General features: G+C 66.7%; 24 protein-coding genes. 11 read left to right on the plus strand and 13 right to left on the minus strand.

Annotated elements, in window-relative coordinates; genetic code table 11:
* Positions 1 to 113: 113 nt before the first annotated feature.
* The 6 genes from clpP (at position 114) to ATO6_RS09740 (ending at position 3993) form a co-directional block, all read left to right on the plus strand.
* On the plus strand, positions 114 to 746 hold the full coding sequence (gene clpP, locus ATO6_RS09715) for an ATP-dependent Clp endopeptidase proteolytic subunit ClpP (protein WP_088623790.1): 633 nt from the start codon (positions 114 to 116) through the stop codon (positions 744 to 746).
* 141 nt (positions 747 to 887) lie between these two features.
* Positions 888 to 2153 (plus strand): ATP-dependent Clp protease ATP-binding subunit ClpX, encoded by a 1266-nt coding sequence (gene clpX, locus ATO6_RS09720; RefSeq protein WP_088623791.1) that lies wholly within the window; start codon positions 888 to 890, stop codon positions 2151 to 2153.
* A 149-nt stretch (positions 2154 to 2302) separates the two neighbouring features.
* On the plus strand, positions 2303 to 2686 hold the full coding sequence (locus tag ATO6_RS09725; protein ID WP_088623792.1) for a RidA family protein: 384 nt from the start codon (positions 2303 to 2305) through the stop codon (positions 2684 to 2686).
* Positions 2687 to 2745: 59 nt separating this feature from the next.
* Complete coding sequence (locus tag ATO6_RS09730) at positions 2746 to 3129, plus strand: NADH:ubiquinone oxidoreductase subunit NDUFA12 (protein WP_088623793.1); 384 nt, start codon at positions 2746 to 2748, stop codon at positions 3127 to 3129.
* A 13-nt stretch (positions 3130 to 3142) separates the two neighbouring features.
* Positions 3143 to 3595 carry an outer membrane lipid asymmetry maintenance protein MlaD gene (mlaD, locus tag ATO6_RS09735; RefSeq protein WP_088623794.1) on the plus strand — a complete coding sequence of 151 codons (453 nt, stop codon included), beginning with the start codon at positions 3143 to 3145 and terminating at the stop codon, positions 3593 to 3595.
* Positions 3592 to 3993: a DUF2155 domain-containing protein gene (locus tag ATO6_RS09740; protein WP_088623795.1), complete on the plus strand. Its 402-nt coding sequence runs from the start codon at positions 3592 to 3594 to the stop codon at positions 3991 to 3993. The genes mlaD and ATO6_RS09740 overlap by 4 nt, the downstream gene beginning before the upstream one ends.
* Here ATO6_RS09740 and aat read toward each other — a convergent pair.
* The 10 genes from aat to ATO6_RS09790 all read right to left on the minus strand — a co-directional run bounded on the left by aat (position 3957) and on the right by ATO6_RS09790 (position 14717).
* On the minus strand, positions 3957 to 4607 hold the full coding sequence (aat, locus tag ATO6_RS09745) for a leucyl/phenylalanyl-tRNA--protein transferase (protein ID WP_088623796.1): 651 nt from the start codon (positions 4605 to 4607) through the stop codon (positions 3957 to 3959). The genes ATO6_RS09740 and aat overlap by 37 nt on opposite strands.
* 169 nt (positions 4608 to 4776) lie before the next feature.
* Positions 4777 to 6129: an acetyl-CoA carboxylase biotin carboxylase subunit gene (accC, locus tag ATO6_RS09750; protein ID WP_088623797.1), complete on the minus strand. Its 1353-nt coding sequence runs from the start codon at positions 6127 to 6129 to the stop codon at positions 4777 to 4779.
* Between the two features lie 10 nt (positions 6130 to 6139).
* Positions 6140 to 6628 (minus strand): acetyl-CoA carboxylase biotin carboxyl carrier protein, encoded by a 489-nt coding sequence (gene accB, locus ATO6_RS09755; RefSeq protein ID WP_088623798.1) that lies wholly within the window; start codon positions 6626 to 6628, stop codon positions 6140 to 6142.
* Positions 6629 to 6752: 124 nt separating this feature from the next.
* Positions 6753 to 7211, minus strand: coding sequence for a PRC-barrel domain-containing protein (locus tag ATO6_RS09760; protein ID WP_088623799.1), 459 nt, complete (start codon positions 7209 to 7211; stop codon positions 6753 to 6755).
* 205 nt (positions 7212 to 7416) lie between these two features.
* Positions 7417 to 9378, minus strand: a complete 1962-nt coding sequence (acs, locus tag ATO6_RS09765; protein ID WP_088623800.1) for an acetate--CoA ligase — start codon at positions 9376 to 9378, stop codon at positions 7417 to 7419.
* Between the two features lie 90 nt (positions 9379 to 9468).
* Entirely contained in the window at positions 9469 to 10224 is a 756-nt protein-coding gene (locus tag ATO6_RS09770; protein ID WP_088623801.1) for an ABC transporter ATP-binding protein, read from the minus strand.
* A 12-nt stretch (positions 10225 to 10236) separates the two neighbouring features.
* Positions 10237 to 10998, minus strand: a complete 762-nt coding sequence (locus ATO6_RS09775; RefSeq protein ID WP_088623802.1) for an ABC transporter ATP-binding protein — start codon at positions 10996 to 10998, stop codon at positions 10237 to 10239.
* Positions 10999 to 11010: 12 nt separating this feature from the next.
* The gene (locus tag ATO6_RS09780) at positions 11011 to 12216 is read right to left on the minus strand and encodes a branched-chain amino acid ABC transporter permease (RefSeq protein ID WP_088623803.1); all 1206 of its coding nucleotides are present in this window, start codon (positions 12214 to 12216) and stop codon (positions 11011 to 11013) included.
* A gap of 3 nt (positions 12217 to 12219) precedes the next feature.
* Positions 12220 to 13251, minus strand: coding sequence for a branched-chain amino acid ABC transporter permease (locus tag ATO6_RS09785; RefSeq protein ID WP_088623804.1), 1032 nt, complete (start codon positions 13249 to 13251; stop codon positions 12220 to 12222).
* 110 nt (positions 13252 to 13361) lie between these two features.
* The gene (locus tag ATO6_RS09790; RefSeq protein ID WP_088623805.1) at positions 13362 to 14717 is read right to left on the minus strand and encodes a substrate-binding protein; all 1356 of its coding nucleotides are present in this window, start codon (positions 14715 to 14717) and stop codon (positions 13362 to 13364) included.
* 217 nt (positions 14718 to 14934) lie between these two features.
* Between ATO6_RS09790 and ATO6_RS09795 the strand changes: the two genes are divergently transcribed.
* The 5 genes from ATO6_RS09795 to ATO6_RS09815 all read left to right on the plus strand — a co-directional run bounded on the left by ATO6_RS09795 (position 14935) and on the right by ATO6_RS09815 (position 20913).
* A complete protein-coding gene (locus tag ATO6_RS09795; protein ID WP_088623806.1) occupies positions 14935 to 16260 on the plus strand; it encodes a helix-turn-helix transcriptional regulator in 1326 nt (441 codons plus the stop codon).
* Positions 16261 to 16373: 113 nt separating this feature from the next.
* The gene (locus tag ATO6_RS09800; RefSeq protein WP_088623807.1) at positions 16374 to 16742 is read left to right on the plus strand and encodes a response regulator transcription factor; all 369 of its coding nucleotides are present in this window, start codon (positions 16374 to 16376) and stop codon (positions 16740 to 16742) included.
* 4 nt (positions 16743 to 16746) lie between these two features.
* A complete protein-coding gene (locus tag ATO6_RS09805; protein WP_088623808.1) occupies positions 16747 to 17037 on the plus strand; it encodes a hypothetical protein in 291 nt (96 codons plus the stop codon).
* The gene (locus ATO6_RS09810; protein WP_088623809.1) at positions 17037 to 19718 is read left to right on the plus strand and encodes an ATP-binding protein; all 2682 of its coding nucleotides are present in this window, start codon (positions 17037 to 17039) and stop codon (positions 19716 to 19718) included. Before ATO6_RS09805 ends, ATO6_RS09810 begins: the two co-directional genes overlap by 1 nt.
* Positions 19719 to 19794: 76 nt before the next feature.
* A complete protein-coding gene (locus tag ATO6_RS09815) occupies positions 19795 to 20913 on the plus strand; it encodes a FliM/FliN family flagellar motor switch protein (RefSeq protein ID WP_088623810.1) in 1119 nt (372 codons plus the stop codon).
* Positions 20914 to 21272: 359 nt separating this feature from the next.
* Here the strand turns inward: ATO6_RS09815 and ATO6_RS09820 are convergent, their stop codons facing one another.
* The 3 genes from ATO6_RS09820 to ATO6_RS09830 are packed head-to-tail and all read right to left on the minus strand — an operon-like array spanning position 21273 to position 22563.
* A complete protein-coding gene (locus tag ATO6_RS09820) occupies positions 21273 to 21695 on the minus strand; it encodes a TIGR01244 family sulfur transferase (protein WP_088623811.1) in 423 nt (140 codons plus the stop codon).
* Between the two features lie 11 nt (positions 21696 to 21706).
* Positions 21707 to 22138 carry a DUF6691 family protein gene (locus ATO6_RS09825; protein WP_088623812.1) on the minus strand — a complete coding sequence of 144 codons (432 nt, stop codon included), beginning with the start codon at positions 22136 to 22138 and terminating at the stop codon, positions 21707 to 21709.
* Positions 22138 to 22563, minus strand: a complete 426-nt coding sequence (locus ATO6_RS09830) for a YeeE/YedE family protein (RefSeq protein ID WP_088623813.1) — start codon at positions 22561 to 22563, stop codon at positions 22138 to 22140. The genes ATO6_RS09825 and ATO6_RS09830 overlap by 1 nt, the downstream gene beginning before the upstream one ends.
* Positions 22564 to 22587 lie beyond the last annotated feature (24 nt).

The following is a 22587-nucleotide window of genomic DNA, read 5'->3' on the forward strand; positions in this document are numbered from 1 at the left end:
GACACGGACGCAAGGAACATTCGCCCCCGTGCCCTTGCAGCCCCGGATATGCGTGACTAAGACTCCTTTAGGAACTGATCGGTAGGGATCAGGTGGCAAAAGGGCAGGTCGCGATGAGAGATCCGGCAGAATTCTACATGAACAACCTCGTTCCGATGGTCGTCGAACAGACCAGCCGGGGCGAACGGGCGTATGACATCTTCTCGCGGCTGCTGAAGGAGCGGATCATCTTCCTCTCCGGTCCGGTGCACGACGGGATGTCCTCGCTGATCGTGGCGCAGCTGCTGCACCTCGAGGCGGAAAATCCGTCGAAAGAGATCAGCATGTACATCAACAGCCCCGGCGGCGTGGTGACCTCGGGCCTGTCGATCTACGACACGATGCAGTACATCAAGCCCAAGGTCTCGACCCTCGTGATCGGGCAGGCGGCCTCGATGGGCTCGCTCCTGCTGACGGCGGGCGAAAAGGGCATGCGCTTCTCGCTGCCGAACAGCCGGGTGATGGTGCACCAGCCCTCGGGCGGCTATCAGGGTCAGGCGACGGACATCATGATCCACGCCGAAGAGACGCTGAAGCTGAAAAAACGGCTTAACGAGATTTACGTGAAGCACACCGGTCAGGACCTCGAAACGGTCGAACGGGCGCTGGAGCGTGACAACTTCATGTCCCCGGAAGATGCCAAGGCATGGGGACTTATCGACGAAATCGTCGAAAACCGGATCAAACCGGGCGACGGCGACAGCTGATGCCGCCCGGATCACATCCGGGACAGGGGCATTTTTGACATTGTGGTGACAGGGGGCCTGTCCTAGTCTGTACGGCAACACAGGCAAAGGCGGGCCCCGGCCCCTAACCGACAATGCCCGCAAACGGGCGATAGGTGCGAGATGGCGAACAACTCGGGTGGCGACAGCAAGAACACGCTCTACTGCAGTTTCTGCGGCAAGAGCCAGCACGAGGTGCGCAAGCTGATTGCAGGCCCCACGGTGTTCATCTGCGACGAATGCGTCGAACTCTGCATGGACATCATCCGGGAAGAAACGAAATCGACCGGGCTGAAAAGCTCGGACGGTGTACCGACCCCGCAGGACATCTGCGGCGTGCTGGACGACTACGTGATCGGCCAGATGAAGGCCAAGCGCGTCCTGTCGGTCGCGGTGCACAACCACTACAAGCGTCTGAACCACTCGTCGAAATCCGGCGATATCGAACTGGCGAAGTCGAACATCCTGCTGATCGGCCCCACGGGCTGCGGCAAGACCCTGCTGGCACAGACGCTGGCGCGGATCCTCGACGTGCCGTTCACGATGGCCGACGCGACCACGCTGACCGAGGCCGGGTATGTTGGCGAGGACGTGGAGAACATCATCCTCAAGCTGCTGCAGGCGTCGGAATACAACGTCGAACGCGCGCAGCGCGGCATCGTCTATATCGACGAGGTCGACAAGATCACCCGCAAGTCGGAAAACCCCTCGATCACCCGCGACGTGTCGGGCGAGGGCGTTCAGCAGGCGCTGCTCAAGCTGATGGAAGGCACCGTCGCCTCCGTCCCGCCGCAGGGCGGGCGCAAGCATCCGCAGCAGGAATTCCTGCAGGTGGACACGACCAACATCCTGTTCATCTGTGGCGGCGCCTTCGCGGGCCTCGACCGGATCATCGCGCAGCGCGGCAAGGGCTCGGCCATGGGCTTCGGCGCCGATGTGCGGGACAATGACGACCGGGGCGTGGGCGAGCTGTTCAAGGAACTCGAACCCGAGGACCTGCTGAAATTCGGCCTGATCCCGGAATTCGTCGGCCGCCTGCCGGTTCTGGCGACGCTCGAGGATCTGGACGAAGAGGCGCTGGTCACCATCCTGACCCAGCCCAAGAACGCGCTGGTAAAGCAATACCAGCGCCTGTTCGAACTGGAAGACGCGCAGCTGACCTTTACCGACGACGCGCTGAACGCGATCGCCAAGCGGGCCATCGCCCGCAAGACCGGCGCACGCGGCCTGCGGTCGATCCTCGAGGATATCCTGCTGGACACCATGTTCGACCTGCCGGGTATGGAGAATGTGGAAGAGGTCGTGGTGAACGAAGAGGCCGTGACCTCGGAAGCCAAGCCGCTGATGATCTACGCCGACGCCAAGAAGGAAGAGGCGAGCGCGGGCTGAAGCCTGCGCGCAACGTGACACCCGACGGGCCCGCGCAGCACTGCGCGGGCCCGCGTCGTTTCCGGATCCACCCCGCACGGAAGCCTCTGGCTTTCGGCGCGAAAACCGGGTCTAGCTGCGGCGCATCCAACCAGTGAGAGACAACCGAGATGACACACAGACGCATTCATTCCGGCAGCGCCTTCGAGCCCAAGATGGCCTATTGCCGCGCCGTCGTGACGGCGGATGGCTGGGTTCACGTCGCGGGCACCGTGGGGCAGGGCGCCACCGTAGTCGACCAGTGCCGCGCGGCGCTGGACACCATCGGCAAGGCCCTGGCCGAAGCTGGCGCGCAGTGGTCCGATGTCGTCCGCGTGCACTACATCCTGCCCGACCGGACCGAGTTCGAGCCCTGCTGGCCGGTGCTGGCCGAGGTTTTCGGCGCACACCCCCCGGCGGCCACGATGTTCGAGGCCGGCCTCATCGACCCGGTCTACCGGATCGAGATCGAGGTGACGGCAAAAATCGCCGGCTCGGACGAACCCGGCCGCTGAGGGCTGGACCTCGCCCCCCCGATACGCCATATCGGAGGGGCAATTCCCGGAGGTGTCCCATGGGGCTTCTGAACACTCTTCTGCGCGCCGCGACATGGTGGAACGGCTCGACCCTCAACACCCAGCTCTACACCGCCCGCAAGGGCGTGAAGGTGGGCGAGGATGACGAGGGCAACATCTTCTACCGGTCCAAGGACGGCAAGCGTCGCTGGGTGATCTTCAACGGCGAGGCCGAGGCGTCGCGCGTCAGCGCCGACTGGCACGGCTGGCTGCACCACACGTTCGACGAGGTGCCGACCGACAAGCCGCTGACCCACAAGGCTTGGGAAAAGCCGCACAAGGAAAACCTGACGGGCACGCCGCTGGCCTATGCACCCGCGGGCTCGATCCGCCGCGAAGCCCCGGCCGAACGCCGCGACTACGAGGCGTGGAGCCCCGAATAAGGGGCCGCAGCTTATGGCAGAGAATACCACCGAGATCATCGTCGGCGGCGCCGTTCTGGCGCTGGCCGTGGGGTTCGGCATCTACTCCGCGCAGATCGCGGGGCTGTCGTCGGGCACGACGGGCTATCCGCTGACCGCCGCCTTCCGTTCGGCCGAGGGGATCGGCGTGGGGACGGACGTGCGGCTGGCCGGCGTCAAGGTCGGCACGGTGACGGGCGTGGACCTGAACCCCGACACCTACCGCGCCATCACCACCTTCAGCGTGGACGAGGCGATCCGCATTCCTGACGACAGCGCCGTCATCGTGGCGAGCGAGGGGCTGCTCGGCGGGAACTTCCTCGAACTGTCGCCGGGCGGATCGCCGTTCTACCTGGAGGCCGGGGACGAGGTTCTGGACACGCAGGGCGCGGTCAGCCTGATCTCGCTGCTGCTGAAATTCGTCTCCTCGGGCGGGTCGTCGGAATGAGACACCTGGCCGCCTTCCTGATCGCGCTGCTGCTGGCGCTGCCCGTCGCCGCACAGGTGCAGGACGAGATCGAAGGCGCGACCACCGAGGAGCTGCGCACCTCGACGGGCCTTGGCGCGCGACTCAAGGCGCTGGACAAGATCAACGGGCAGGTGTCCGAGTTCGACATGATCGCGGGCGGGTCGGTGCAGATCGGCAAGCTGGTCGTGGAACTGCGCGAATGCCGCTACCCCGAGGACAACCCCGAGGGCGAGGCCTTTGCCTATCTGGTGATCTCCGAACCCTCCAAGGGCACCGACCCGGTGTTCAGCGGCTGGATGATCGCCTCGGCCCCCGCGCTGAACGCGCTGGACCATTTCCGCTATGACATCTGGGTCCTGCGCTGCAGCACGCTCTGACCGTCGCGGGGCAGGGCGGGCGCGTTGAAATCCGCATGCCGTGACAGGGCGTCGCGCAGGCGGGCTTGATAGTCCGCCCGCGAGATCTCGATCGCGCCGAGCGAGGCGAGGTGCGGGGTCAGGAACTGGGTGTCGAACAGGGTGAACCCGGCGCGGTTCAGCCGGTCGATCAGCCAGGCCAGCGCGATCTTGGACGCGTCGCGGCGGCGCGAGAACATGCTCTCGCCGAAATAGGCGGCCCCGATGGCGACGCCGTAGGTGCCGCCGATCAGGTCGCCGTTCAGATCCCGGACCTCGACAGAATGTGCATGGCCCGCATCGTGCAGCGCGTCGTAGAGGCGGGCGATCTCGGCGTTGATCCATGTCTCGGGCCGGTCGGCGCAGCCATCCACCACGCCCGCGAAGTCCCGGTTGACGGTGACGCGGTAATCGCCCCGGCGCAGGGTCCGGGCCAGCGAGCGGGAGATGCAGAACCCATCCAGCGGGAAGATGCCGCGGCGGCGCGGGTCGACCCAGAATATCTCGGGATCGTCGCGGCCTTCGGCCATGGGAAAAATGCCCGCCGTATAGGCGTGCAGCAGCAGGTTCGGGGTGAGACCGTCGTGATCTTTCATGGCATTGTCCGGGGTCAGGATGCCATGAACATCAGGGGAAGGCGAGGGGGCTCGCCGGGCCCTTGCGCGCCCGTCTCGCGCTGTGCGCCGCGACCGCGGGAAGGGGGGGAGGGGCGGGGGGATGTCTGCCCCCCGAAGGTATTTCAGACCAGAAGAAGCCGGGGCCCCGTCAGGCCTTCTGGAGATTCTGTTCCAGCCAGTGTTCCAGCCAGTGGATGTTGTAGTTGCCGGTCAGGATGTCCGGTTCTTCCAGCAGCGCGCTGAACAGGGGAAGCGTGTTTTCCACGCCATCCACGATCAGCTCGCCAAGCGCGCGGTGGAGGCGGGCCAGCGCCTCGGGCCGGTCACGGCCGTGCACGATCAGCTTGCCGATCAGGCTGTCGTAATAGGGCGGGATCGAATAGCCGTCGTAGAGCGCGCTGTCCATGCGGACGCCGAGCCCGCCGGGCGCGTGGAAATGCGTGATCCGGCCCGGACGGGGGGCGAAGTCGGGCAGGCGTTCGGCGTTGATCCGGACCTCGATCGCGTGGCCGTTGATCGTGAGGTCGTCCTGGGTGAAGGAGAGCGGGTAGCCTTCGGCCACGCGGATCTGTTCGCGCACGAGGTCGACGCCGAAGATCGCCTCGGTCACCGGGTGTTCGACCTGCAGGCGGGTGTTCATCTCGATGAAGTAGAACTCGCCGTTTTCGTAGAGGAACTCGATCGTGCCCGCGCCGGCATAGCCGATCTCGGCCACGGCGCGGGCGCAGGTGGCGCCGATCTCGGCCCGGAGTTCCGGGGTGATCACGGGGCCGGGCGCCTCTTCCAGCACCTTCTGGTGGCGGCGCTGCAGCGAGCAGTCGCGTTCGCCGAGGTGGACGGCATGGCCGCGCCCGTCGCCGAAGATCTGGATCTCGATATGGCGCGGCGTGGTGAGGTATTTCTCGATATACACCTCGTCGTTGCCGAAGGCGGCCTTGGCCTCGGCCCGCGCGGTGGTGAAGGCGCGTTCGATGTCGGCCTCGGTCTTCGCGACCTTCATGCCGCGTCCGCCGCCGCCGGCGGTGGCCTTGATGATGACCGGATAGCCGATCTCGGCCCCGATCCGTTTCGCGTCGGCCAGCGTCGGCACGCCGCCGTCGGATCCGGGCACGCAGGGCACGCCGAGCGCCTTCATCGTGTCCTTGGCGGTGATCTTGTCGCCCATGATGCGGATGTGTTCCGCGCGCGGGCCGATGAAGGTCAGGCCGTGATCCTCGACGATCTGCACAAAGCCCGCGTTTTCCGACAGGAAGCCGTAGCCGGGGTGGATCGCCTGTGCGCCCGTGACCTCGCAGGCGGCGATGATCGAGGGGATGTGCAGGTAGCTTTCCGACGAGGCGGGCGGCCCGATGCAGACGCTTTCGTCGGCCATGCGGACATGCATCGCGTCGGCATCGGCGGTCGAATGGACCGCGACCGATCGGATGCCCATCTCGCGCGCCGCGCGGATGACGCGGAGCGCGATCTCGCCCCGGTTCGCGATGAGGATCTTGTCGAACATCGGAACCGCCTTACTCGAGGATGACGAGGGGCGCGCCGAATTCCACCGCCGACTTGTCCTCGACGAGGATGCGCTTGACCGTGCCGGAGCGCGGTGCGGGGATCTGGTTCATCGTCTTCATCGCCTCGATGATCAGCAGCGTGTCGCCTTCGGACACGGTGTCGCCGACCTTGATGAAGGCGGGGGCGCCCGGTTCGGGCTGCAGGTAGACGGTGCCGACCATGGGCGACGTCACGGCGCCGGGGTGATTGGCGGGATCCTCGGCCGGGGCCGGGGCGGCGGCTGCCGGGGCCGCAGCGGCGGGTGCTGCCGGAGCCGCGGGTGCGGCCGGGGCGGCGATGGTGGTAACGACGGCGGCCTGGCGGCTGACGCGGACGTTGATGCTGTCGTCTTCGCCGAACTCGCGTTTGACCTCGATCTCGCTCAGGTCGTTCTGTCTGAGAACGGCCGCGAGGGCCTCGATGAAGGCGACGTCGGCGTCGTGCGACTGTTTGCTCATGAAGTCCTCTTGGCTTGCCGTGGACCCTCTCGGGGGCCCTGTGCCCGCGCTTATAGGCCAAGCAAAGGGCCATGGAAAGCGACGACATGCGTCAAACCGGGGCGCGGGGCCGGCGGCCCCCCAATCAGGACTGGCCGAGCCGGATGGCGGTTTCGCGGTCCAGCCGTTCGGACTGACCGGCGTCGAAGTCGCGCATGCTTTCAAGCTGCACCTCGGTGTAGCCCGGTGCGGTCAGCCGGTCGTCGCGCAGCGCCAGTTCGGTCAGCGGCACGGCGACATCGCGGCTGCCAAAGCCGAAGAACCCGCCGACCCCGATGATCGCCAGCACCTCGCCACGCATCTGCACGACGTCGTCAACCACGCCGATGTTGTCGCCGGCCGTCGAATTGACGGTGGCTCCGATCAGGTCTCCGACCGTCAGCGTGGCCTCCTGCGAGACTGACGCCAAGGCGGCGCCGTCTTCCGTCGTTTCGGCTGAAACGGTCGAATGTGACACGTCCGCCTGTGCCTTGGCGGCCGGTGATCCCGTCGGGATCGCGATCAAGATCGCGAGTAGACCGGCGAGGTATGCCCGCTCTGTCATGGCTCGTTCCTTTCGTCTGCGTCTTCGTCCTGCCCGTGTAAGCAACTGGAGAAAGTCGGCAGGGTTCCCGGAAACGCCGTGCCGTCCGCAGGGAATCGCCGGTGACGTTGCGGTATTGGCACATAGTCACCGGTTCCATCGCGGGGGCAAAAAAACGAAGGGCGGACCTGATGGCCCGCCCGTCCGGTTCGCATGTGCCGCCGGATCAGCGGTTCATGCGGTTTTCGATCAGGTCGTCGACCACCGACGGATCGGCCAGTGTCGAGGTGTCCCCGAGCGCGCCGTAGTCGTTTTCGGCGATCTTGCGCAGGATGCGGCGCATGATCTTGCCGGACCGGGTCTTGGGCAGGCCGGGGGCCCACTGGATCAGGTCGGGGCTGGCGATCGGGCCGATCTCGGTCCGGACCCAGTTGCGGAGTTCCTTCTTGAGGTCGTCCGAGGGTTCCACGTCGTTCATCAGGGTGACGTAGCAGTAGATGCCCTGACCCTTCACGTCGTGCGGATAGCCGACCACCGCGGCCTCGGCCACCTTGGCATGGGCGACGAGGGCCGATTCGACCTCGGCCGTGCCCATCCGGTGGCCCGAGACGTTGATCACGTCGTCGACCCGGCCGGTGATCCAGTAGTAGCCATCCGCGTCGCGGCGGCAGCCGTCACCGGCGAAGTAGTAGCCCTTGTAGTCCGAGAAATAGGTCTGCTCGAACCGTTCGTGATCGCCCCAGACGGTGCGCATCTGGCCGGGCCAGCTGTCGGCGATGGCGAGAACGCCTTCGCATTCCGTGTCCTCGATGACCGTGCCGGCGGTCGGATCCAGCACCACCGGCTTGACGCCGAAGAACGGTTTCGTGGCCGAGCCGGGTTTCGTCGGGGTCGCGCCGGGCAGGGGGGTGATCATGTGGCCGCCGGTTTCCGTCTGCCACCAGGTATCGACGATCGGCAGTTTCCCTTTGCCGATGTTGTCGTTGTACCAGTTCCACGCCTCGGGGTTGATCGGTTCGCCCACGGTGCCCAGCACCTTGAGCGAGGACAGGTCGTGCCCCTCGACGAAGGAGGTGCCCTGACCCATCAGGGCCCGGATCGCGGTCGGGGCGGTGTAGAACTGGTTGACCTTGTGCTTGTCGATCACCTGCCAGAAACGGCTGGCGTCGGGCCAAGTCGGCACGCCTTCGAACATCAGCGTGGTCGCGCCGTTGGCCAGCGGACCGTAGAGGATGTAGGTGTGCCCGGTGACCCAGCCCACATCCGCGCCGCACCAGAAGACATCGCCCTCGTGGTAGTCGAAGGTCAGCTTCTGCGTCATCGCGGCATAGAGCAGGTAGCCGCCCATCGAATGCACGACGCCCTTGGGTTTGCCGGTGGAGCCCGAGGTGTAGAGGATGAACAGCGGATCCTCGGCGTTCATCGGACGGGCGGGGCAGTCGGGGGCGACCTGTTCCATCATCGCCTTCACGTCGACGTCACGGTCCGCGATCCACGTGGTCTGGTCGCCGGTGTGCTTGACGACGAGGCAACGCACCTTATCCGAGCAATGCAGCAGGGCCGCGTCGGTGTTCGATTTCAGCGCCGTCCGCTTGCCGCCGCGCGGGGCGGTGTCGGCGGTGATGACCACCTTGGCCTGACAGTCGTTGATCCGGTTGGCGAGCGCGTCGGGCGAGAAGCCCGCGAAGACGACCGAATGGATCGCGCCGATCCGCGCGCAGGCCAGCATGGCATAGGCGGCCTCGGGGATCATCGGCAGGTAGATGATGACGCGGTCGCCGCGCATCACGCCCTGGCTCAGCAGGACGTTGGCGAACCGGCTGACTTTCTCGGACAGCTCGTTGTAGGTGATGTGCTGTGCGGGCGTTTCGGGGTCGTCGGGTTCGAAGATGATCGCGGTCTGGTCGCCGCGCGTGGCGAGGTGGCGGTCGATGCAGTTGGCGGCGACGTTCAGGACGCCGTCCTCGAACCACTTGATGTCGACGCGGCCCAGTTCGAACGTGGTGTTCTTGACCTTGGTGAAGGGTTCGATCCAGTCCAGCCGTTCGCGCGCCTGCTCGGCCCAGAATGTGTCGGGATTCTCGATCGACGCCTTGTACATCGCATCGTACTTGGCGGAATCCACATGGGCCTTGGACACGAAGTCGTTCGACGGCGGATAGAGTTTCGGGTTGCTGGCTTCGTTCATGACGCGCCTCCCTTTCGCGTGAAACTTTTCACTGAGGTCTTCAACAAATACCCCGGCCCGCCGGATTGCAACCGGCAGGCCGGGCCGGGATCAGATCGCCAGATACTCGGCGCGCAGGTCGGCATTGCCCAGAACCTCGGCGGCGGAGCCGTCGAAGACGACCGAACCGGTGTCGAGGATCACGGCACGGTCGGCCAGTTCCAGCGCACGCACGGCGTTCTGTTCGACGAGGATCGTGGTGATCCCCTGTTCCTTGATGATCCGCAGGGTCTTTTCGATCTCGTCCACGATGACCGGCGCCAGACCCTCGTAGGGTTCATCCAGCAGCAGCACCTTGATGTCACGGGCGAGGGCACGGGCGATCGCCAGCATCTGCTGTTCGCCGCCCGACAGCGTCACGCCTTCCTGCATCCGGCGTTCGCCGAGGCGCGGGAAGAGTTCGTACAGGCGCTGGATCGACCAGCCGATCGGCGGCGCGATCTGGGCCAGCTTCAGGTTCTCCTCGACCGTCAGGCCGGGGATGATGCGCCGGTCCTCGGGGACGAGCCCGATGCCCGCTTGCGCCGCCTCGTGGCTCTTCATCATGTGCAGCGGCTTGTGGTCCAGCCAGACCTCGCCATGCGTCACCTGCGGTGCGTCCATCCGGGCGATGGCGCGCAGGGTCGAGGTCTTGCCCGCGCCGTTGCGGCCCAGCAGGGCGAGGATCTCGCCCTCGTGCACGTTGAAGCTGACGTTCTGGACGATGTAGCTCTCGCCGTAATAGGCCTCCACGTTCCAGACCGACAGGAAGGCCGGGGCTGTTTCGGCGTAGTTCTTGCCCTTGGAAAAGTCGGGTTTGACGTTCATCTGATCGTCTCCTTACGCCACTTGCGTTTCGCCGAGGTAGGCTTCGCGCACCTTGGGATGGCCCTTGATGTTGGCCGGGATGTCCTCGACCAGCGGGGTGCCTTGCGCCAGCACCGTGATCCGCTCGGCCAGGCTGAAGACAACGTGCATGTCGTGTTCGATGATCGCGATGGTGATGTCGCGCTCGGCCTTGATCTGCTTGAGCAGGTCGATGGTGTTGTTGGTGTCCGCGCGCGCCATGCCCGCTGTCGGTTCGTCCAGCAGCAAGAGCCGGGGTTCCTGCGCGAGGCACATCGCGATTTCCAGCCGCCGCTTGTCGCCGCGCGACATGGACGCCGCGTGCATGTTCCGCTTCTCGGCCAGGTTCATGCTCTCCAGCATGTGCTCGGCCTTTTCGCGCACGTCCTTCTGCGAGGCGATCGAGGTGATCGCGTTCAGCTCGAACGACCCGTCCCGCTTGGCGAAGCAGGGGATCATCATGTTCTCCATGACGGTCAGCTCGCCGAAGATCTCGGGTGTCTGGAACACGCGGGAGATCCCCATCTGGTTGATCTCGTAGGGGGTGCGCCCCAGCACCGACTGCCCGTCGAACATGACGCTGCCGGTGTCCGGGATCAGCTTGCCGACAAGGCAGTTCAGCAGGGTCGACTTGCCCGCGCCGTTCGGCCCGATGATCGCGTGGACGGTGTTCTCGGCCACGCTCAGGTTCACGTCGGTCAGCGCCTTGAGGCCGCCGAAGCGCTTGTTGACGTTCTTGATCTCAAGAATGCCCATGGTGCTGTCTCCTCATTCGGCGGGGTGCTTCTGGGCGGCCCCGTCCGGGGCCTCCGATTTCGACTTGCGGCGGAAGAGACCGGCCAGCTTCTGGCCGCCTTCGACAAGGCCGCCGGGCAGGAAGGTCACGACCAGCATGAACAGCAGGCCCAGCGTCAGGTGCCAGCCGGGGCCGACGAAGTGCTCGGTCACCCAGACCACGCCGTTTTCCATGCCTTCGGGCAGGAAGCTGAACCAGCCGTGCAGGACGCTTTCGTTGATCTTCGAGAAGATGTTCTCGAAATACTTGATGAAGCCCGCGCCGACGACCGGACCGATCAGGGTCCCGGCACCGCCGAGGATGGTCATCAGAACGACCTCGCCCGAGGCGGTCCACTGCATCCGCTCCGCACCCGCCAGCGGGTCCATGGAGGCGAGCAGGCCACCGGCCAGACCGGCATACATCCCCGAGATCACGAAGGCCGCGAGGGCGTAGGGACGGGTGTTCAGGCCGGTGTAGTTCAGCCGCGTCTTGTTCGCCTTGATCGCGCGCAGCATCAGGCCGAAGGGCGACCGGAAGATGCGGATCGAGATGTAGAAGGCGATCAGCATGATGACGCCGCAGAGGTAGTAGCCGTTGTTGAACTGGAACGCCCAGGGCCCGATGTTCAGAACCTCGGTCCCGCGCATCTCCAGCCCGAACAGATTGGTGACCGGGATCCCGCCTTCGGCCGTGGCCGAGACGCCGAGGATGCGCGGGTCGTTCAGGGTGATCTGCAGCCCGGTTTCCCCGTTGGTGATCGGCGTCAGCACCGAGTAGGCCAGGTTGAACGACATCTGCGCGAAGGCCAGCGTCAGGATCGAGAAGTAGATCCCCGTCCGGCGCAGCGACACGAAGCCGATGACCAGCGCGAACACGCCCGAGACGATGACGGCGAGGATGATCGCCGGGATGACGTTCATGCTGAGCAGCTTGAACATCCACACCGCCGAGTAGGAGCCGACCCCCAGGAAGGCCGCGTGGCCGAAGGACAGGTAGCCGGTCAGGCCGAACAGGATGTTGAAGCCGATCGCGAAGATCCCGAAGATCACGAACCGCTGCATCAGGTCGGGGTAGCCCGCGTTGAACTGCGCCATCGCGCTGTCTGCGGGGAAGGGGTTCAGGATGAACGGCGCCAGAAGGACCAGCGCGGCCACCACGAGGAGAAGGGTGAAGTCTTTCTTGTCGAGGCCAAGCATGGGTTATTCCTCCATCACGCCCTTGCGGCCCATGAGGCCACGCGGACGGGTCAGCAGAATGATGATCGCGACGAGGTAGATGATGATCTGGTCGATGCCGGGCAGCAGCGACTTGATCTCGTTCATCGAGGCGAAGCTTTCGAGAATACCGAGCAGGAAGCCCGCGGCGACGGCGCCGGGCAGCGAGCCCATGCCGCCGACGACCACCACCACGAAGGACAGCACGAGGAAGTCCATGCCCATGTGGTAGTTGGGCGAGTTGATCGGCGCGTACATGACGCCGGCCATGCCCGCGACGGCGGCGGCGATCCCGAACATGATGGTGAAGCGCTTGTCGATGTTGATCCCGAGAAGGCCCACCGTCTCGCGGTCCGCCATCCCGGCGCGGACGACCATGCCGAAGGTGGTGAACTGGAGGAAGGCGAAGACCGCGCCGATCACGACCGCCGCGAAGGCGAAGTAGACGAGACGCCAGTAGGGATAGATGACCACGTTCGGATCAAACCCGATCAGCGCGCCGAAATCGAACGACCCGGTCAGGGCTGCGGGCGCGGGCGTCGGCAGCGGGTTGGCACCGTAGTAGTGCTTGATCAGTTCCTGCAGGACAATGGCAAGGCCGAAGGTCACGAGGATCTGGTCCGCATGCGGGCGCTTGTAGAAGTGCTTGATCAGCCCCCGCTCCATGATGAAGCCGACGGCGATCATGATCGGGATGGAGAACAGGATGGCGAGTGGCACCGCCCAGTCGATCAGCGTGGCGCCCAGGTCATGCCCGAACCAGTGTTCGAGGTAGGGCTCCTTGATCTTCAGCGGGTTGCCGAGGAAGTCCTTGCGGGTCGGATCGACGGTCTCATAGCTGATGTTGAACAGCTTGCTGAGCGTGACGGCACAGAACGCCCCGATCATGAAAAGCGCGCCGTGCGCGAAGTTCACGACACCGAGCGTGCCGAAGATGAGCGTCAGACCAAGGGCGATCAGCGCATAGGCCGAGCCCTTGTCGAGCCCGTTCAACAATTGGAGGATTATGGCGTCCATGTCTCTCGATCCCGAAATGCATCGCGCGCGCCGATGGCGCCCGCGTCAGATGGCTGCGACAGGGGAATGTGAAGGGGAGGGCGCAGGGGCGCGCCCTCCCGGTCCGGTGCTTACGCGCCGGGGTTGCAGGAGCCCAGGGCGCCGCCTGCGAACATCGGATGGTCCGGCGCGTAGGTGACCTGGCCCACGGGCGTGACCTCGACGATCTCCACCAGGTGGAATTCGTCCTGCGGGTTCTCGGCGCCACGCACGACCAGCACGTCCTTGAAGCACTGGTGGTCTTCGGCGCGGTACAGCGTCTTGCCGTTGCCCAGACCGTCGAACTCGTAGCCTTCCAGGGCCTCTGCAACAGCGCAGGGGTTGAACGACTTGGCGCGTTCCACGGCATCGGCGTAGAGCAGGGTCTGCGCGTAGCAGGTCTGCGCGGCCTGGCTCGGCGGGAAGCCGTACTTGGTGCCGAACGACTGCACGAAGGCCTTGGTGCCCTCATCCTCGAGTTTCCAGTCCCAGTTCTGGGAGCCGACGATGCCTGCGATGTTCTTGCCGGCACCTTTCGCCATCAGCTCGGAGTAGAGCGGGACGACGATCTCGAAGTTCTTGCCGTTCACCTGCTTTTCACGCAGGCCGAACTGCACGGCGTTGGTCAGGGAGTTGACCATGTTGCCGCCGTAATGGTTCAGGACCAGAACATCTGCGCCCGAGTTCAGGACCGGCGCGATGTAGGACGAGAAGTCGGTCTGCGCCAGCGGCGTCAGCACGTTGTTGATGGTCTTCCAGCCGATCGCCTCGGTCGCCGCCTGGATCGACTCCTGCTGGGTCCAGCCCCAGGTGTAGTCGGCGGTCAGGTGGTAGGCCGCACGGTCCTTGCCGTAGAGCTTTTCCAGCACCGGTGCCAGCGCGGCACCCGACATGTAGGCGTTGAAGAAGTGACGGAAGCCGTTCGCCTTCTTGTCCTTGCCGGTGGTGTCGTTGGAGTGGGTCAGACCCGCCATGAAGATGACGCCGGCTTCCTGGCAGAGGCCCTGAACGGCCACGGCCACGCCCGAGGACGAGCCGCCGGAGATCATGATGGCGCCGTCTTTTTCGATCATCGACTTGGCCGATGCGCGGGCCGCGTCCGACTTGGTCTGCGTGTCGCCGGTGACGAACTCGACCTTCTTGCCCATGATCCCGTTGCCCTGCAGCGTCTTGGAGCTGAAGGTCGAGATCATGCCGCCGTCGCCTTCGCCGTTCAGGTGCTCGACGGCCAGCTGGAAGGCGCGCAGTTCGTCTGCACCTTCGTCAGCGTAGGGGCCGGTCTGCGGAACGTTGAAGCCGAGCGTGACCGACGAACCCTGCGGCGCGTTGGTGTAGCCCGAGTGCGCGGCAGCCCAGACGTTGCCGGTAAAGATGGTCGGCAGCGCAAGGCCGGCCCCGGCCCCGGCACCGGTCTTGAGCACGCCGCGGCGTGTGAATTTGTTGGACATTGATATCCTCCCGTTACGGTGATCCCGGACGCATCTCCTCACGCAGCCCGGATCGCACGTTCGTGCAAAGGCACTATCGCGCAGGTCGTGAAAACCAATCAACAAATGCCTTAGGGTAAACAATTTTTTTGTAAACAACTGCACAATGCGAGTGTATACATCGTAAATAACTTTTTCGTGCGCCGCAGAAAGGCGCTGAATCGCAAGGGATTTTCCGATGCCGAGATCCGCGTTGACAGGCAGCCGTATCCGCGAACGCCGCATGATCCGCGCGATGCGTCAGGCCGATCTGGCGCGCAAGGCGGGTATCTCGGCCTCCTACCTCAACCTGATCGAACACAACCGCCGCAGAATCGGCGGCAAGCTGCTGCTCGACATCGCCGCCGCGCTGGAGGTGGAGCCGTCGCTGCTGACCGAAGGCGCCGAGGCTGCGCTGATCGCGACCCTGCGCGAAGCCGCCGCCGACCGGCCCGCCAGCGGCGCGGAACTGGACGGGGTGGAGGAACTGGCGGGCCGCTTTCCGGGATGGGCCGCGCTGGCCGCCGACCAGCACCGCACCATCGCCGGGCTGGAACAGACGGTCGAGGCGCTGACCGACCGGCTGACCCACGACCCGCACCTGGCCGCCTCGCTGCACGAGGTCCTGTCGACCGTCACGGCCATCCATTCCACCGCCTCGATCCTCGTCGACACAAAGGGGCTGGAACCGGAATGGCGCGACCGCTTTCACCGCAACATCAACGAGGACGCCCAGCGACTGGCCGAGGGGGCGCAGCGGCTGGTGGCGGAGCTCGATGCCGGGCAGCGCAAGGACACCACGCTCAATGCCCCGCAGGACGAGGTGGAGGCGTTCCTGTCCGCGCGCGGGTTCCACATTCCGGAACTGGAGCGTGGCGGCGAGGCGACGGTGGACGAGATGCTGGACCGCGCCGTGAAGGGGCGGGACCTGACCTCGGCCTCGGCCCAGTCGATGGCGCGGGTGATCCTGCAGCGTTATGCCGAGGATGCGGCGCAACTGCCCGTTCAGGCGGTCGCCACCGCTGCGGCGGCGATGGAGCGGCTGGACCCCGCGGCGCTGGCCGGCCGTTTCGGTGTCGGCACCGGGCGCATGATGCGCCGCCTTGCGACGCTGCCCGACGCGCTGACCGCGCCCATGGGCGGGCCCTTCGGCCTCGTGATCTGCGATGTCTCGGGCACGCTGACCTTCCGCCGCCCGCTGCCGTCCTTCCCGCTGCCCCGCTTCGGCGCGGCCTGTCCCTACTGGCCCCTGTTCCAGGCACTGACCCGGCCCATCGTCCCGATCCGCCAGCGCCTGCGCCTTGCCGGCCGGTCCGAGGGCCGCTTCATCGCCCATGCGGTGGCCGAGCCGCTCGGGCCACTGTCGGCGGGGGTGGAGCCGCTGTTCGAAGCGCATATGCTGATCCTGCCGGACCCGGTCGAAACGCCCGAGGGCGCACGGCGGGTCGGCGTGACCTGCCGGATCTGTCCGCTGGACGGCTGCCGGGGTCGGCGCGAGCCGTCGATCACGGCCGAGGGGGCGTAGGTCGAATGTTTTCCCGCAATGCGGAATTCCGTTTTTGACAGTGACGATTGTGTGATGGATAACAAAATTACCAATAGGCGTTCTGCGCCGCTCGGATGGGAGGGGAGGACCGGATGAGCAAGACCGTTCTGGTGATCGAGGACGAGCCGAACATAATCGAAGCCATCGGGTTCATCCTGTCTCGGGACGGCTGGCGCGTCGCGGTGCATTCCAACGGGGTCGATGCCGTGGAAACCGTCCGCCGCCGTGCACCGGACCTCGTGATCCTCGACGTGATGCTGCCGGGACGCTCCGGCTATGACATCCTGCGCGACCTGCGCGCCGAAAGCGGCACAGCCGACCTGCCGATCCTGCTGCTGACCGCGCGCGGCCAGTCCCGCGACCGCGAGATGGCCGAGGCCTCGGGCGCATCCCGTTTCATGACCAAGCCCTTCTCCAACGCCGAGGTGCTGGAGGCGGTGCGCGACCTCGCGGGGGGGTGAGCCGATGCCGGACGCGCCGGGACCGCTGTTCTACGAACGCCGGACCTACCGCCGGCGCCGTCTGGCCGACCTCAGCCGCCTGCTGCCTGTCGCGGGGCTGATCCTGATGCTCGTCCCGCTGTTCTGGGGGGACAGCAGCGGCAGCACGGTGCCGATGTCGCTCGCGATCCTCTATATCTTCGGCCTGTGGTTCGCGCTGGTGATCGCCGGGGCGCTGCTGTCGCTGAACCGGCCCGAGGAGCTGATCGACCCGCAGGCCCCACGCAGCCCGCTGCCCGGTGAGGAGCGGCGCTGATGGCCTCGCTCAACGTCCTGATCGCCGTCTGCCTGAGCTACGTGGCCGTGCTCTTCACCGTGGCCTTCATGGCCGAGCGGGTGGCGATGCGCGGACAGGCGCACTGGCTGCGCTCGCCGCTGGTCTACACGCTGTCGCTGTCGATCTACTGCACGGCGTGGACCTTCTATGGGGCGGTCGGTTACGCGGCGCGGTCGGGGCTGGAATACCTGACGATCTACATCGGTCCCAGCCTCGTGATGATCGGCTGGCTGTGGCTGGTGCGCAAGATGGTGCGGATCGGGCGCAGCCAGCGCATCACATCGATCGCCGACCTGATCTCGTCCCGCTACGGCAAGTCCAACGCGCTGGGCGTCTGCGTGACGCTGTTGGCGGTGATCGGCACGACGCCCTACATCGCGCTGCAGCTGCAGTCGGTGGTGGAGAGCTTTTCGATCTTCGCCGCCGAACCGGGTTTCCGCCCCCGGCCCGAGGAGAACGTGTCGACCGCGCTCTGGGTCGCGGCGGGGCTGGCGTTCTTCACCGTGCTGTTCGGCACCCGCAACCTCGACGTCAACGAGCGGCACCACGGCGTCGTCATGGCCATCGCGGTCGAGGCGGTGGTCAAGCTGATCGCCCTTCTGGCCGTCGGCATATTCGTCGTCTGGGGCGTCGGCGGCGGGCTGGCCGCGACGATGGAGCGGATCGACGCCTCGTCGCTCGGCTACTGGCACACGGACGGCAGCCGGTGGGGCGGGCTGATCTTCCTCTCCGCCGCCGCCTTCCTCTGCCTGCCGCGCATGTTCCAGGTGCTGGTGGTCGAGAACGACATGGAGGCGCATCTGCGCACCGCGTCCTGGGCCTTTCCGGCCTACCTGATGCTGATGTCGCTGTTCGTGGTGCCGATCGCGGTCGTGGGGCTGGACCTGATGCCCGCGGGATCGAACCCGGACCTCTTCGTGCTGACCGTCCCGCTCAGCCAGGGCCGGGACGGGCTGGCGATGCTGTCCTTCCTCGGCGGTTTCTCCTCGGCCACCTCGATGGTGATCGTCGCCTCGATCGCGCTGTCGACGATGGTGTCGAACCATATCGTCATGCCGATCTGGCTGCGCCTTACCGGCGACGGCGCGTCGATCTCGGGCGATGTGCGGCACGTCGTCATGCTGGCGCGGCGGGTCTCCATCGTGGGGGTGGTCCTGTTGGGCTATGTCTATTACCGCATCTCGGGCGGCGGCACGGCGCTGGCGGCAATCGGCCTGATCTCGTTCTCGGGCGTGGCGCAGTTCCTGCCGGTGCTGGTCGGCGGGATCCTCTGGCGCGGCGCGACCCGGATCGGGGCCTTCGCCGGGCTCGGCGTCGGGGCGGTGATGTGGTTCTGGTGCCTGTTCCTGCCGAGCTTCGGCGCCGATGTGATCCTGAGCGCGGGCGTGCTGGCCGAGGGACCCTTCGGGGTCTCGTGGCTGCGCCCGCACGGTCTGTTCGGGCTCGACGGGGTGGACCCGCTGGTCCACGGGGTCTTCTGGTCGATGCTGTTCAACGCGGGCGCGTTCTTCGTCGTGTCGATCTTCACCTTCCCCTCGCCGATGGAACGGCTGCAGGGCGCGCAGTTCGTCAACGTCTTCAACCATTCCCGCGCGCCGCAGGGCTGGCAGGGCGGGCGCGCGCAGGCCGAGGACCTGATGATCATGGCGCAGCGCATCCTTGGCCCCTCCGATGCGCAGGCGCTGTTCCACGACGAGGCGCGGCGGCAGGGGCTGGCGGGCTATCTGCCCGATCCGACCGCGGATTTCCTGCAGCGGCTGGAGCGGGAACTGGCCGGGTCGGTGGGCGCTGCGACGGCCCATGCCATGGTGGGACAGATCGTCGGCGGCACCGGCGTGTCGGTGCAGGAGCTGATGGCGGTGGCCGACGAAAGCGCCCAGATGATGGAATATTCCAGCCAGCTGGAAGCCAAGTCCGAGGAACTGACCCGCACCGCACGCCAGTTGCGCGAGGTGAACGAGAAGCTGACCCAGATCTCGGTGCAGAAGGACGCCTTCCTGTCCCAGATCAGCCACGAGCTGCGCACGCCCATGACCTCGGTCCGGGCGTTTTCCGAGATCCTGCGCGACACCGACGGCCTGACGCCGGAGGAGCGCGGGCGCTATGCCTCGATCATCCACGACGAGGCGATCCGCCTGACGCGCCTGCTGGACGACCTGCTGGACCTCAGCGTGCTGGAGAACGGGCAGGTCAGCCTGAACTTCCGCCGCGGGACGCTTGAAGAGGCGCTGAGCCACGCGGTCTCGGCCGGACGGCAGGGCGACCGGCTGGCGATCCGCCGCGACAGGGGCGACGAACTGGTCGAGATCGAGACCGACATGGACCGCCTGTCGCAGGTCTTTATCAACCTGATCGCCAATGCCCAGAAATACTGCGACGCCGAGGCGCCGGTGCTGCGCATCGTCGTGCGGCGGCGCGACGGGACGGTGAGCGTCGATTTCATCGACAACGGCAGCGGCGTCGAACAGGACATGCAGGGCCTGATATTCGAGAAGTTCAGCCGCGTCGGACACCACAAGGCCGGCGGCGCCGGGCTGGGGCTGGCGATCTGCCGCGAGATCATGGCCCGGCTCGGCGGGACGATCACCTATCTGCCGGGGCAGGGCGGCGCCGCCTTCCGCGTGACCCTGCCGGACCGGAGCGCCATGGCCGCGCAATGAGGCCGGGCTAAAGCCCTTGGTAACCAACCGCGGGCTAAGGTCGCGGCCGATCCCCGTTCGGACGGTGGCGGAGAATATGGACGGCAACACATCCAGCGCGGTTCTGCGCCGAAAGGCGGATGCCGGGCGCGAGGTCCGGCAGGCCCGCGCCATGTCGCCCGATCGCGCGCTCAGGCTGGCCTTCGCCCGCGCGGCGGACGAGGCCGCGAGGCTTGCTCTGGCCGTGTCGGGGGTCGAAACCTCCGAGGTGTCGGCGGACGATCTGGTCGCTGGGCTGGACGACGACGACATGCTGCTGCTGCTCGAGGGGCCCGGCGGCGCGGTCGGGGTGATGTCGCTGTCCCTGCCGGTGGTCGCGGGCGTGGCCGAGATGCTGACCATGGGCCGGGTGCTGAAGCGTCCCGTCGACCCGCGCCGTCCGACCCGGACCGAGGCGGCTCTGCTGGCGCCGCTGATCGACCGCGCGCTCGAAAACCTGGCCGGGGCGCTGGCGGGCACAGCGGACGAGGCGCGGTTCACCGGCTATCGCTTCGGGGTGATGATGGACAACGCCCGGATGGTCGGCCTCGCGCTCGACGCATCCAAGGTGCTGCGTATCCGCATGAGCTTCGACGTGGCCGGCCTGCGCGAGGGGGCGGTCAGCCTCTGCCTGCCCGAACCGGTGGTCGCGGCCGACACCGGAACGGGGGATGGCGGGGATGGCGCGGGGACGCTTGGCGCGGCGGTGCTTGGCGCCCCTGCGCGTCTGGACGCGGTGCTGCACCGGGTCAGGATGCCCTATGCACGGGTGGCCGCGTTGCGGCCGGGGGACGTGATCCCGGTCCCGCGCAGCGCATTGTCGGAAACCGTGCTGGAAACCCCGCAGCGGCAAAAGGTGATGACGGTGCGTCTGGGGCAGATCAACGGCTTTCGCGCCGTCCGCCTGCCGGGCGGTGCCGTGACTGCCGAGGCCACGGCCGATGGCGATCTGGCCGATGCCGGGGCGCCGCCCCCGGTGGCCACGGCGCAGGGCCGCGCGCCGCCCGCGCCGCCGCCTGCCATGGCGGATCCTGCGGGCCTGCCTGAATCGGAGGCGGTCGCGCCGCTGGACGATCTGCCCGACCTCAGCGATCTGGGGCTGCCCGACGGGCTGGGGGAGGGGTTCGGCGGGGGATACGGGATCGCGCCTCTGGCGGAGCCGGACGATCCTGAGTGACGGCGTCCGGTCGCGGGGCGCGCGCCCGCGCGGCGGGAACGGCGAAGCTTCGGGCCGGGCCCGGTCAGAGGGCCGGGCGCCGGGGCAGGGACGCCGCCGAGCATGGGGAGCATGGACAGGGGCTGCTTACCGCGGGGCGACGGACGGGGGGCAACTCAGGGCGCAGTGGCCAGCCCCGAAGTGCAAAGTCGGAATAGGGCAATTGGCGCGCACAACACGGATCGCCGCGCGGCGCGCCCGCAGGGGAAGCCACAATGTGGAGCAATGCCAACAGGACCAGTGGCGTTCCCAGCCGGGATGGACACAAGGCTCACCCGACCGGGCATGCCCGGACAGCCGTCCCGCTGTCCCCTCCCGCGTCAGCCCGCGAGGTCGTCCAGACGCGGGCGCAGGTTGGACAGGTCGTATCCCGCCTTGGCCGCCGTCGCGATGATGCCGTCCACGTCCTCGCCCGCCGTCGCCTGGCCAAGCGCCCAGATCGTCGTGCAGCGGGTGCCCGAGGCACAGTAGGCCAGCACCTTGTCGCCGCCCTCGATCGCCGCCATCTGCGCCGCGATCGTGTCGGGCGTCATGGTGGGGTAGGTCAGGGGCAGGTTCACGAACTCCAGCCCCGCCTCCTTTGCCGCCGCCTCGACCGCGACCGCCTGCAGTTCGGGCGGGTTCTCGGCATCGGGGCGGTTGCAGATCACGCGGGTGAAACCGGCGGCCTTGATCGCCGCGATATCCTCGATGGCGATCTGCGGGGTGACGGCGTAGCGGGGGGTGACGGGTCTGATATCCATGAACGAAAGCCTTATGCGGCGGGCACCGGGCTGTCCAGTCGCGCCTTGAGCGGCGGGGCGATCATCATGCCTGCCAGCATCGCGGCGAGGAAAATCATGCCACCGGTGCCGCCGTAGGACAGCGAGGCGACCGAGGGGCCGGGGCACAGCCCGGCCAGCCCCCAGCCCGCGCCGAACAGGACCGAGCCGATCACCAGGCGGCGGTCGATTTCCGGCAGGGTGGCGGGCGGAAAGCTGCCGCCGACGAGCGGGCGGATCCGCTTGGTCAGCCACCACGCCAGCGTCATCGGCAGGATGGCGCCCCCCATGACGAAGGCCAGCGTCGGGTCCCATGCGCCGAAGATGTCCAGCCAGCCCTGAACCTTGGTGGTGTCGGTCATGCCGGAGATCAGCAGGCCGATCCCGAACAGGCTGCCGGAGAGAAGGGCGAGGAGGTTGCGCATCAGATCACTCCCAGAACGTGGCGGAACAGGACGACGGACAGCCCGCCCGCGAGGATGTAGAACACGGTCGCGATGATCCCGCGGAAGCTGAAGCGCGAGATGCCGCAGACCCCGTGGCCCGAAGTGCAGCCGTTGGCGATCCGGGTGCCGACGCCGACCAGCAGGCCCGCCGCGACGATCACCCAGACGTTCGAGGTGACATGCGTTTCAGGCGCGCCGGTGAACAGCGTCACGGCGAGGGGCGCGAGGAACAGGCCCGCGACGAACATGATCCGTTCCATCGCGTTCGACCGGCCCGAGCCGTCGACGAGCCCGCCGATGATGCCGCTCGCGCCCATGATGCGTCCGTTGCCGAGCAGGAAGACCGCTCCGGCAATACCAATGAGGAGGCCTCCGGAAAGGCCCATGATCCAGTCGGGGTTCATGTGTTGTCCTGTCGAGGGTGTCAG

Source organism: Oceanicola sp. 22II-s10i, from assembly GCF_002210105.1.
In the GTDB taxonomy this organism is placed as follows: domain Bacteria; phylum Pseudomonadota; class Alphaproteobacteria; order Rhodobacterales; family Rhodobacteraceae; genus Pseudooceanicola.

Excerpts from the sequence above, each read along its gene's own strand:
- clpP (WP_088623790.1), top strand. The coding sequence starts at position 114 with ATGAGAGATCCGGCAGAATTCTACATGAACAACCTCGTTCCGATGGTC.
- clpX (WP_088623791.1), top strand. The coding sequence starts at position 888 with ATGGCGAACAACTCGGGTGGCGACAGCAAGAACACGCTCTACTGCAGT.
- ATO6_RS09725 (WP_088623792.1), top strand. The coding sequence starts at position 2,303 with ATGACACACAGACGCATTCATTCCGGCAGCGCCTTCGAGCCCAAGATG.
- ATO6_RS09730 (WP_088623793.1), top strand. The coding sequence starts at position 2,746 with ATGGGGCTTCTGAACACTCTTCTGCGCGCCGCGACATGGTGGAACGGC.
- mlaD (WP_088623794.1), top strand. The coding sequence starts at position 3,143 with ATGGCAGAGAATACCACCGAGATCATCGTCGGCGGCGCCGTTCTGGCG.
- ATO6_RS09740 (WP_088623795.1), top strand. The coding sequence starts at position 3,592 with ATGAGACACCTGGCCGCCTTCCTGATCGCGCTGCTGCTGGCGCTGCCC.
- aat (WP_088623796.1), bottom strand. The coding sequence starts at position 4,607 with ATGAAAGATCACGACGGTCTCACCCCGAACCTGCTGCTGCACGCCTAT.
- accC (WP_088623797.1), bottom strand. The coding sequence starts at position 6,129 with ATGTTCGACAAGATCCTCATCGCGAACCGGGGCGAGATCGCGCTCCGC.
- accB (WP_088623798.1), bottom strand. The coding sequence starts at position 6,628 with ATGAGCAAACAGTCGCACGACGCCGACGTCGCCTTCATCGAGGCCCTC.
- ATO6_RS09760 (WP_088623799.1), bottom strand. The coding sequence starts at position 7,211 with ATGACAGAGCGGGCATACCTCGCCGGTCTACTCGCGATCTTGATCGCG.
- acs (WP_088623800.1), bottom strand. The coding sequence starts at position 9,378 with ATGAACGAAGCCAGCAACCCGAAACTCTATCCGCCGTCGAACGACTTC.
- ATO6_RS09770 (WP_088623801.1), bottom strand. The coding sequence starts at position 10,224 with ATGAACGTCAAACCCGACTTTTCCAAGGGCAAGAACTACGCCGAAACA.
- ATO6_RS09775 (WP_088623802.1), bottom strand. The coding sequence starts at position 10,998 with ATGGGCATTCTTGAGATCAAGAACGTCAACAAGCGCTTCGGCGGCCTC.
- ATO6_RS09780 (WP_088623803.1), bottom strand. The coding sequence starts at position 12,216 with ATGCTTGGCCTCGACAAGAAAGACTTCACCCTTCTCCTCGTGGTGGCC.
- ATO6_RS09785 (WP_088623804.1), bottom strand. The coding sequence starts at position 13,251 with ATGGACGCCATAATCCTCCAATTGTTGAACGGGCTCGACAAGGGCTCG.
- ATO6_RS09790 (WP_088623805.1), bottom strand. The coding sequence starts at position 14,717 with ATGTCCAACAAATTCACACGCCGCGGCGTGCTCAAGACCGGTGCCGGG.
- ATO6_RS09795 (WP_088623806.1), top strand. The coding sequence starts at position 14,935 with ATGCCGAGATCCGCGTTGACAGGCAGCCGTATCCGCGAACGCCGCATG.
- ATO6_RS09800 (WP_088623807.1), top strand. The coding sequence starts at position 16,374 with ATGAGCAAGACCGTTCTGGTGATCGAGGACGAGCCGAACATAATCGAA.
- ATO6_RS09805 (WP_088623808.1), top strand. The coding sequence starts at position 16,747 with ATGCCGGACGCGCCGGGACCGCTGTTCTACGAACGCCGGACCTACCGC.
- ATO6_RS09810 (WP_088623809.1), top strand. The coding sequence starts at position 17,037 with ATGGCCTCGCTCAACGTCCTGATCGCCGTCTGCCTGAGCTACGTGGCC.
- ATO6_RS09815 (WP_088623810.1), top strand. The coding sequence starts at position 19,795 with ATGGACGGCAACACATCCAGCGCGGTTCTGCGCCGAAAGGCGGATGCC.
- ATO6_RS09820 (WP_088623811.1), bottom strand. The coding sequence starts at position 21,695 with ATGGATATCAGACCCGTCACCCCCCGCTACGCCGTCACCCCGCAGATC.
- ATO6_RS09825 (WP_088623812.1), bottom strand. The coding sequence starts at position 22,138 with ATGCGCAACCTCCTCGCCCTTCTCTCCGGCAGCCTGTTCGGGATCGGC.
- ATO6_RS09830 (WP_088623813.1), bottom strand. The coding sequence starts at position 22,563 with ATGAACCCCGACTGGATCATGGGCCTTTCCGGAGGCCTCCTCATTGGT.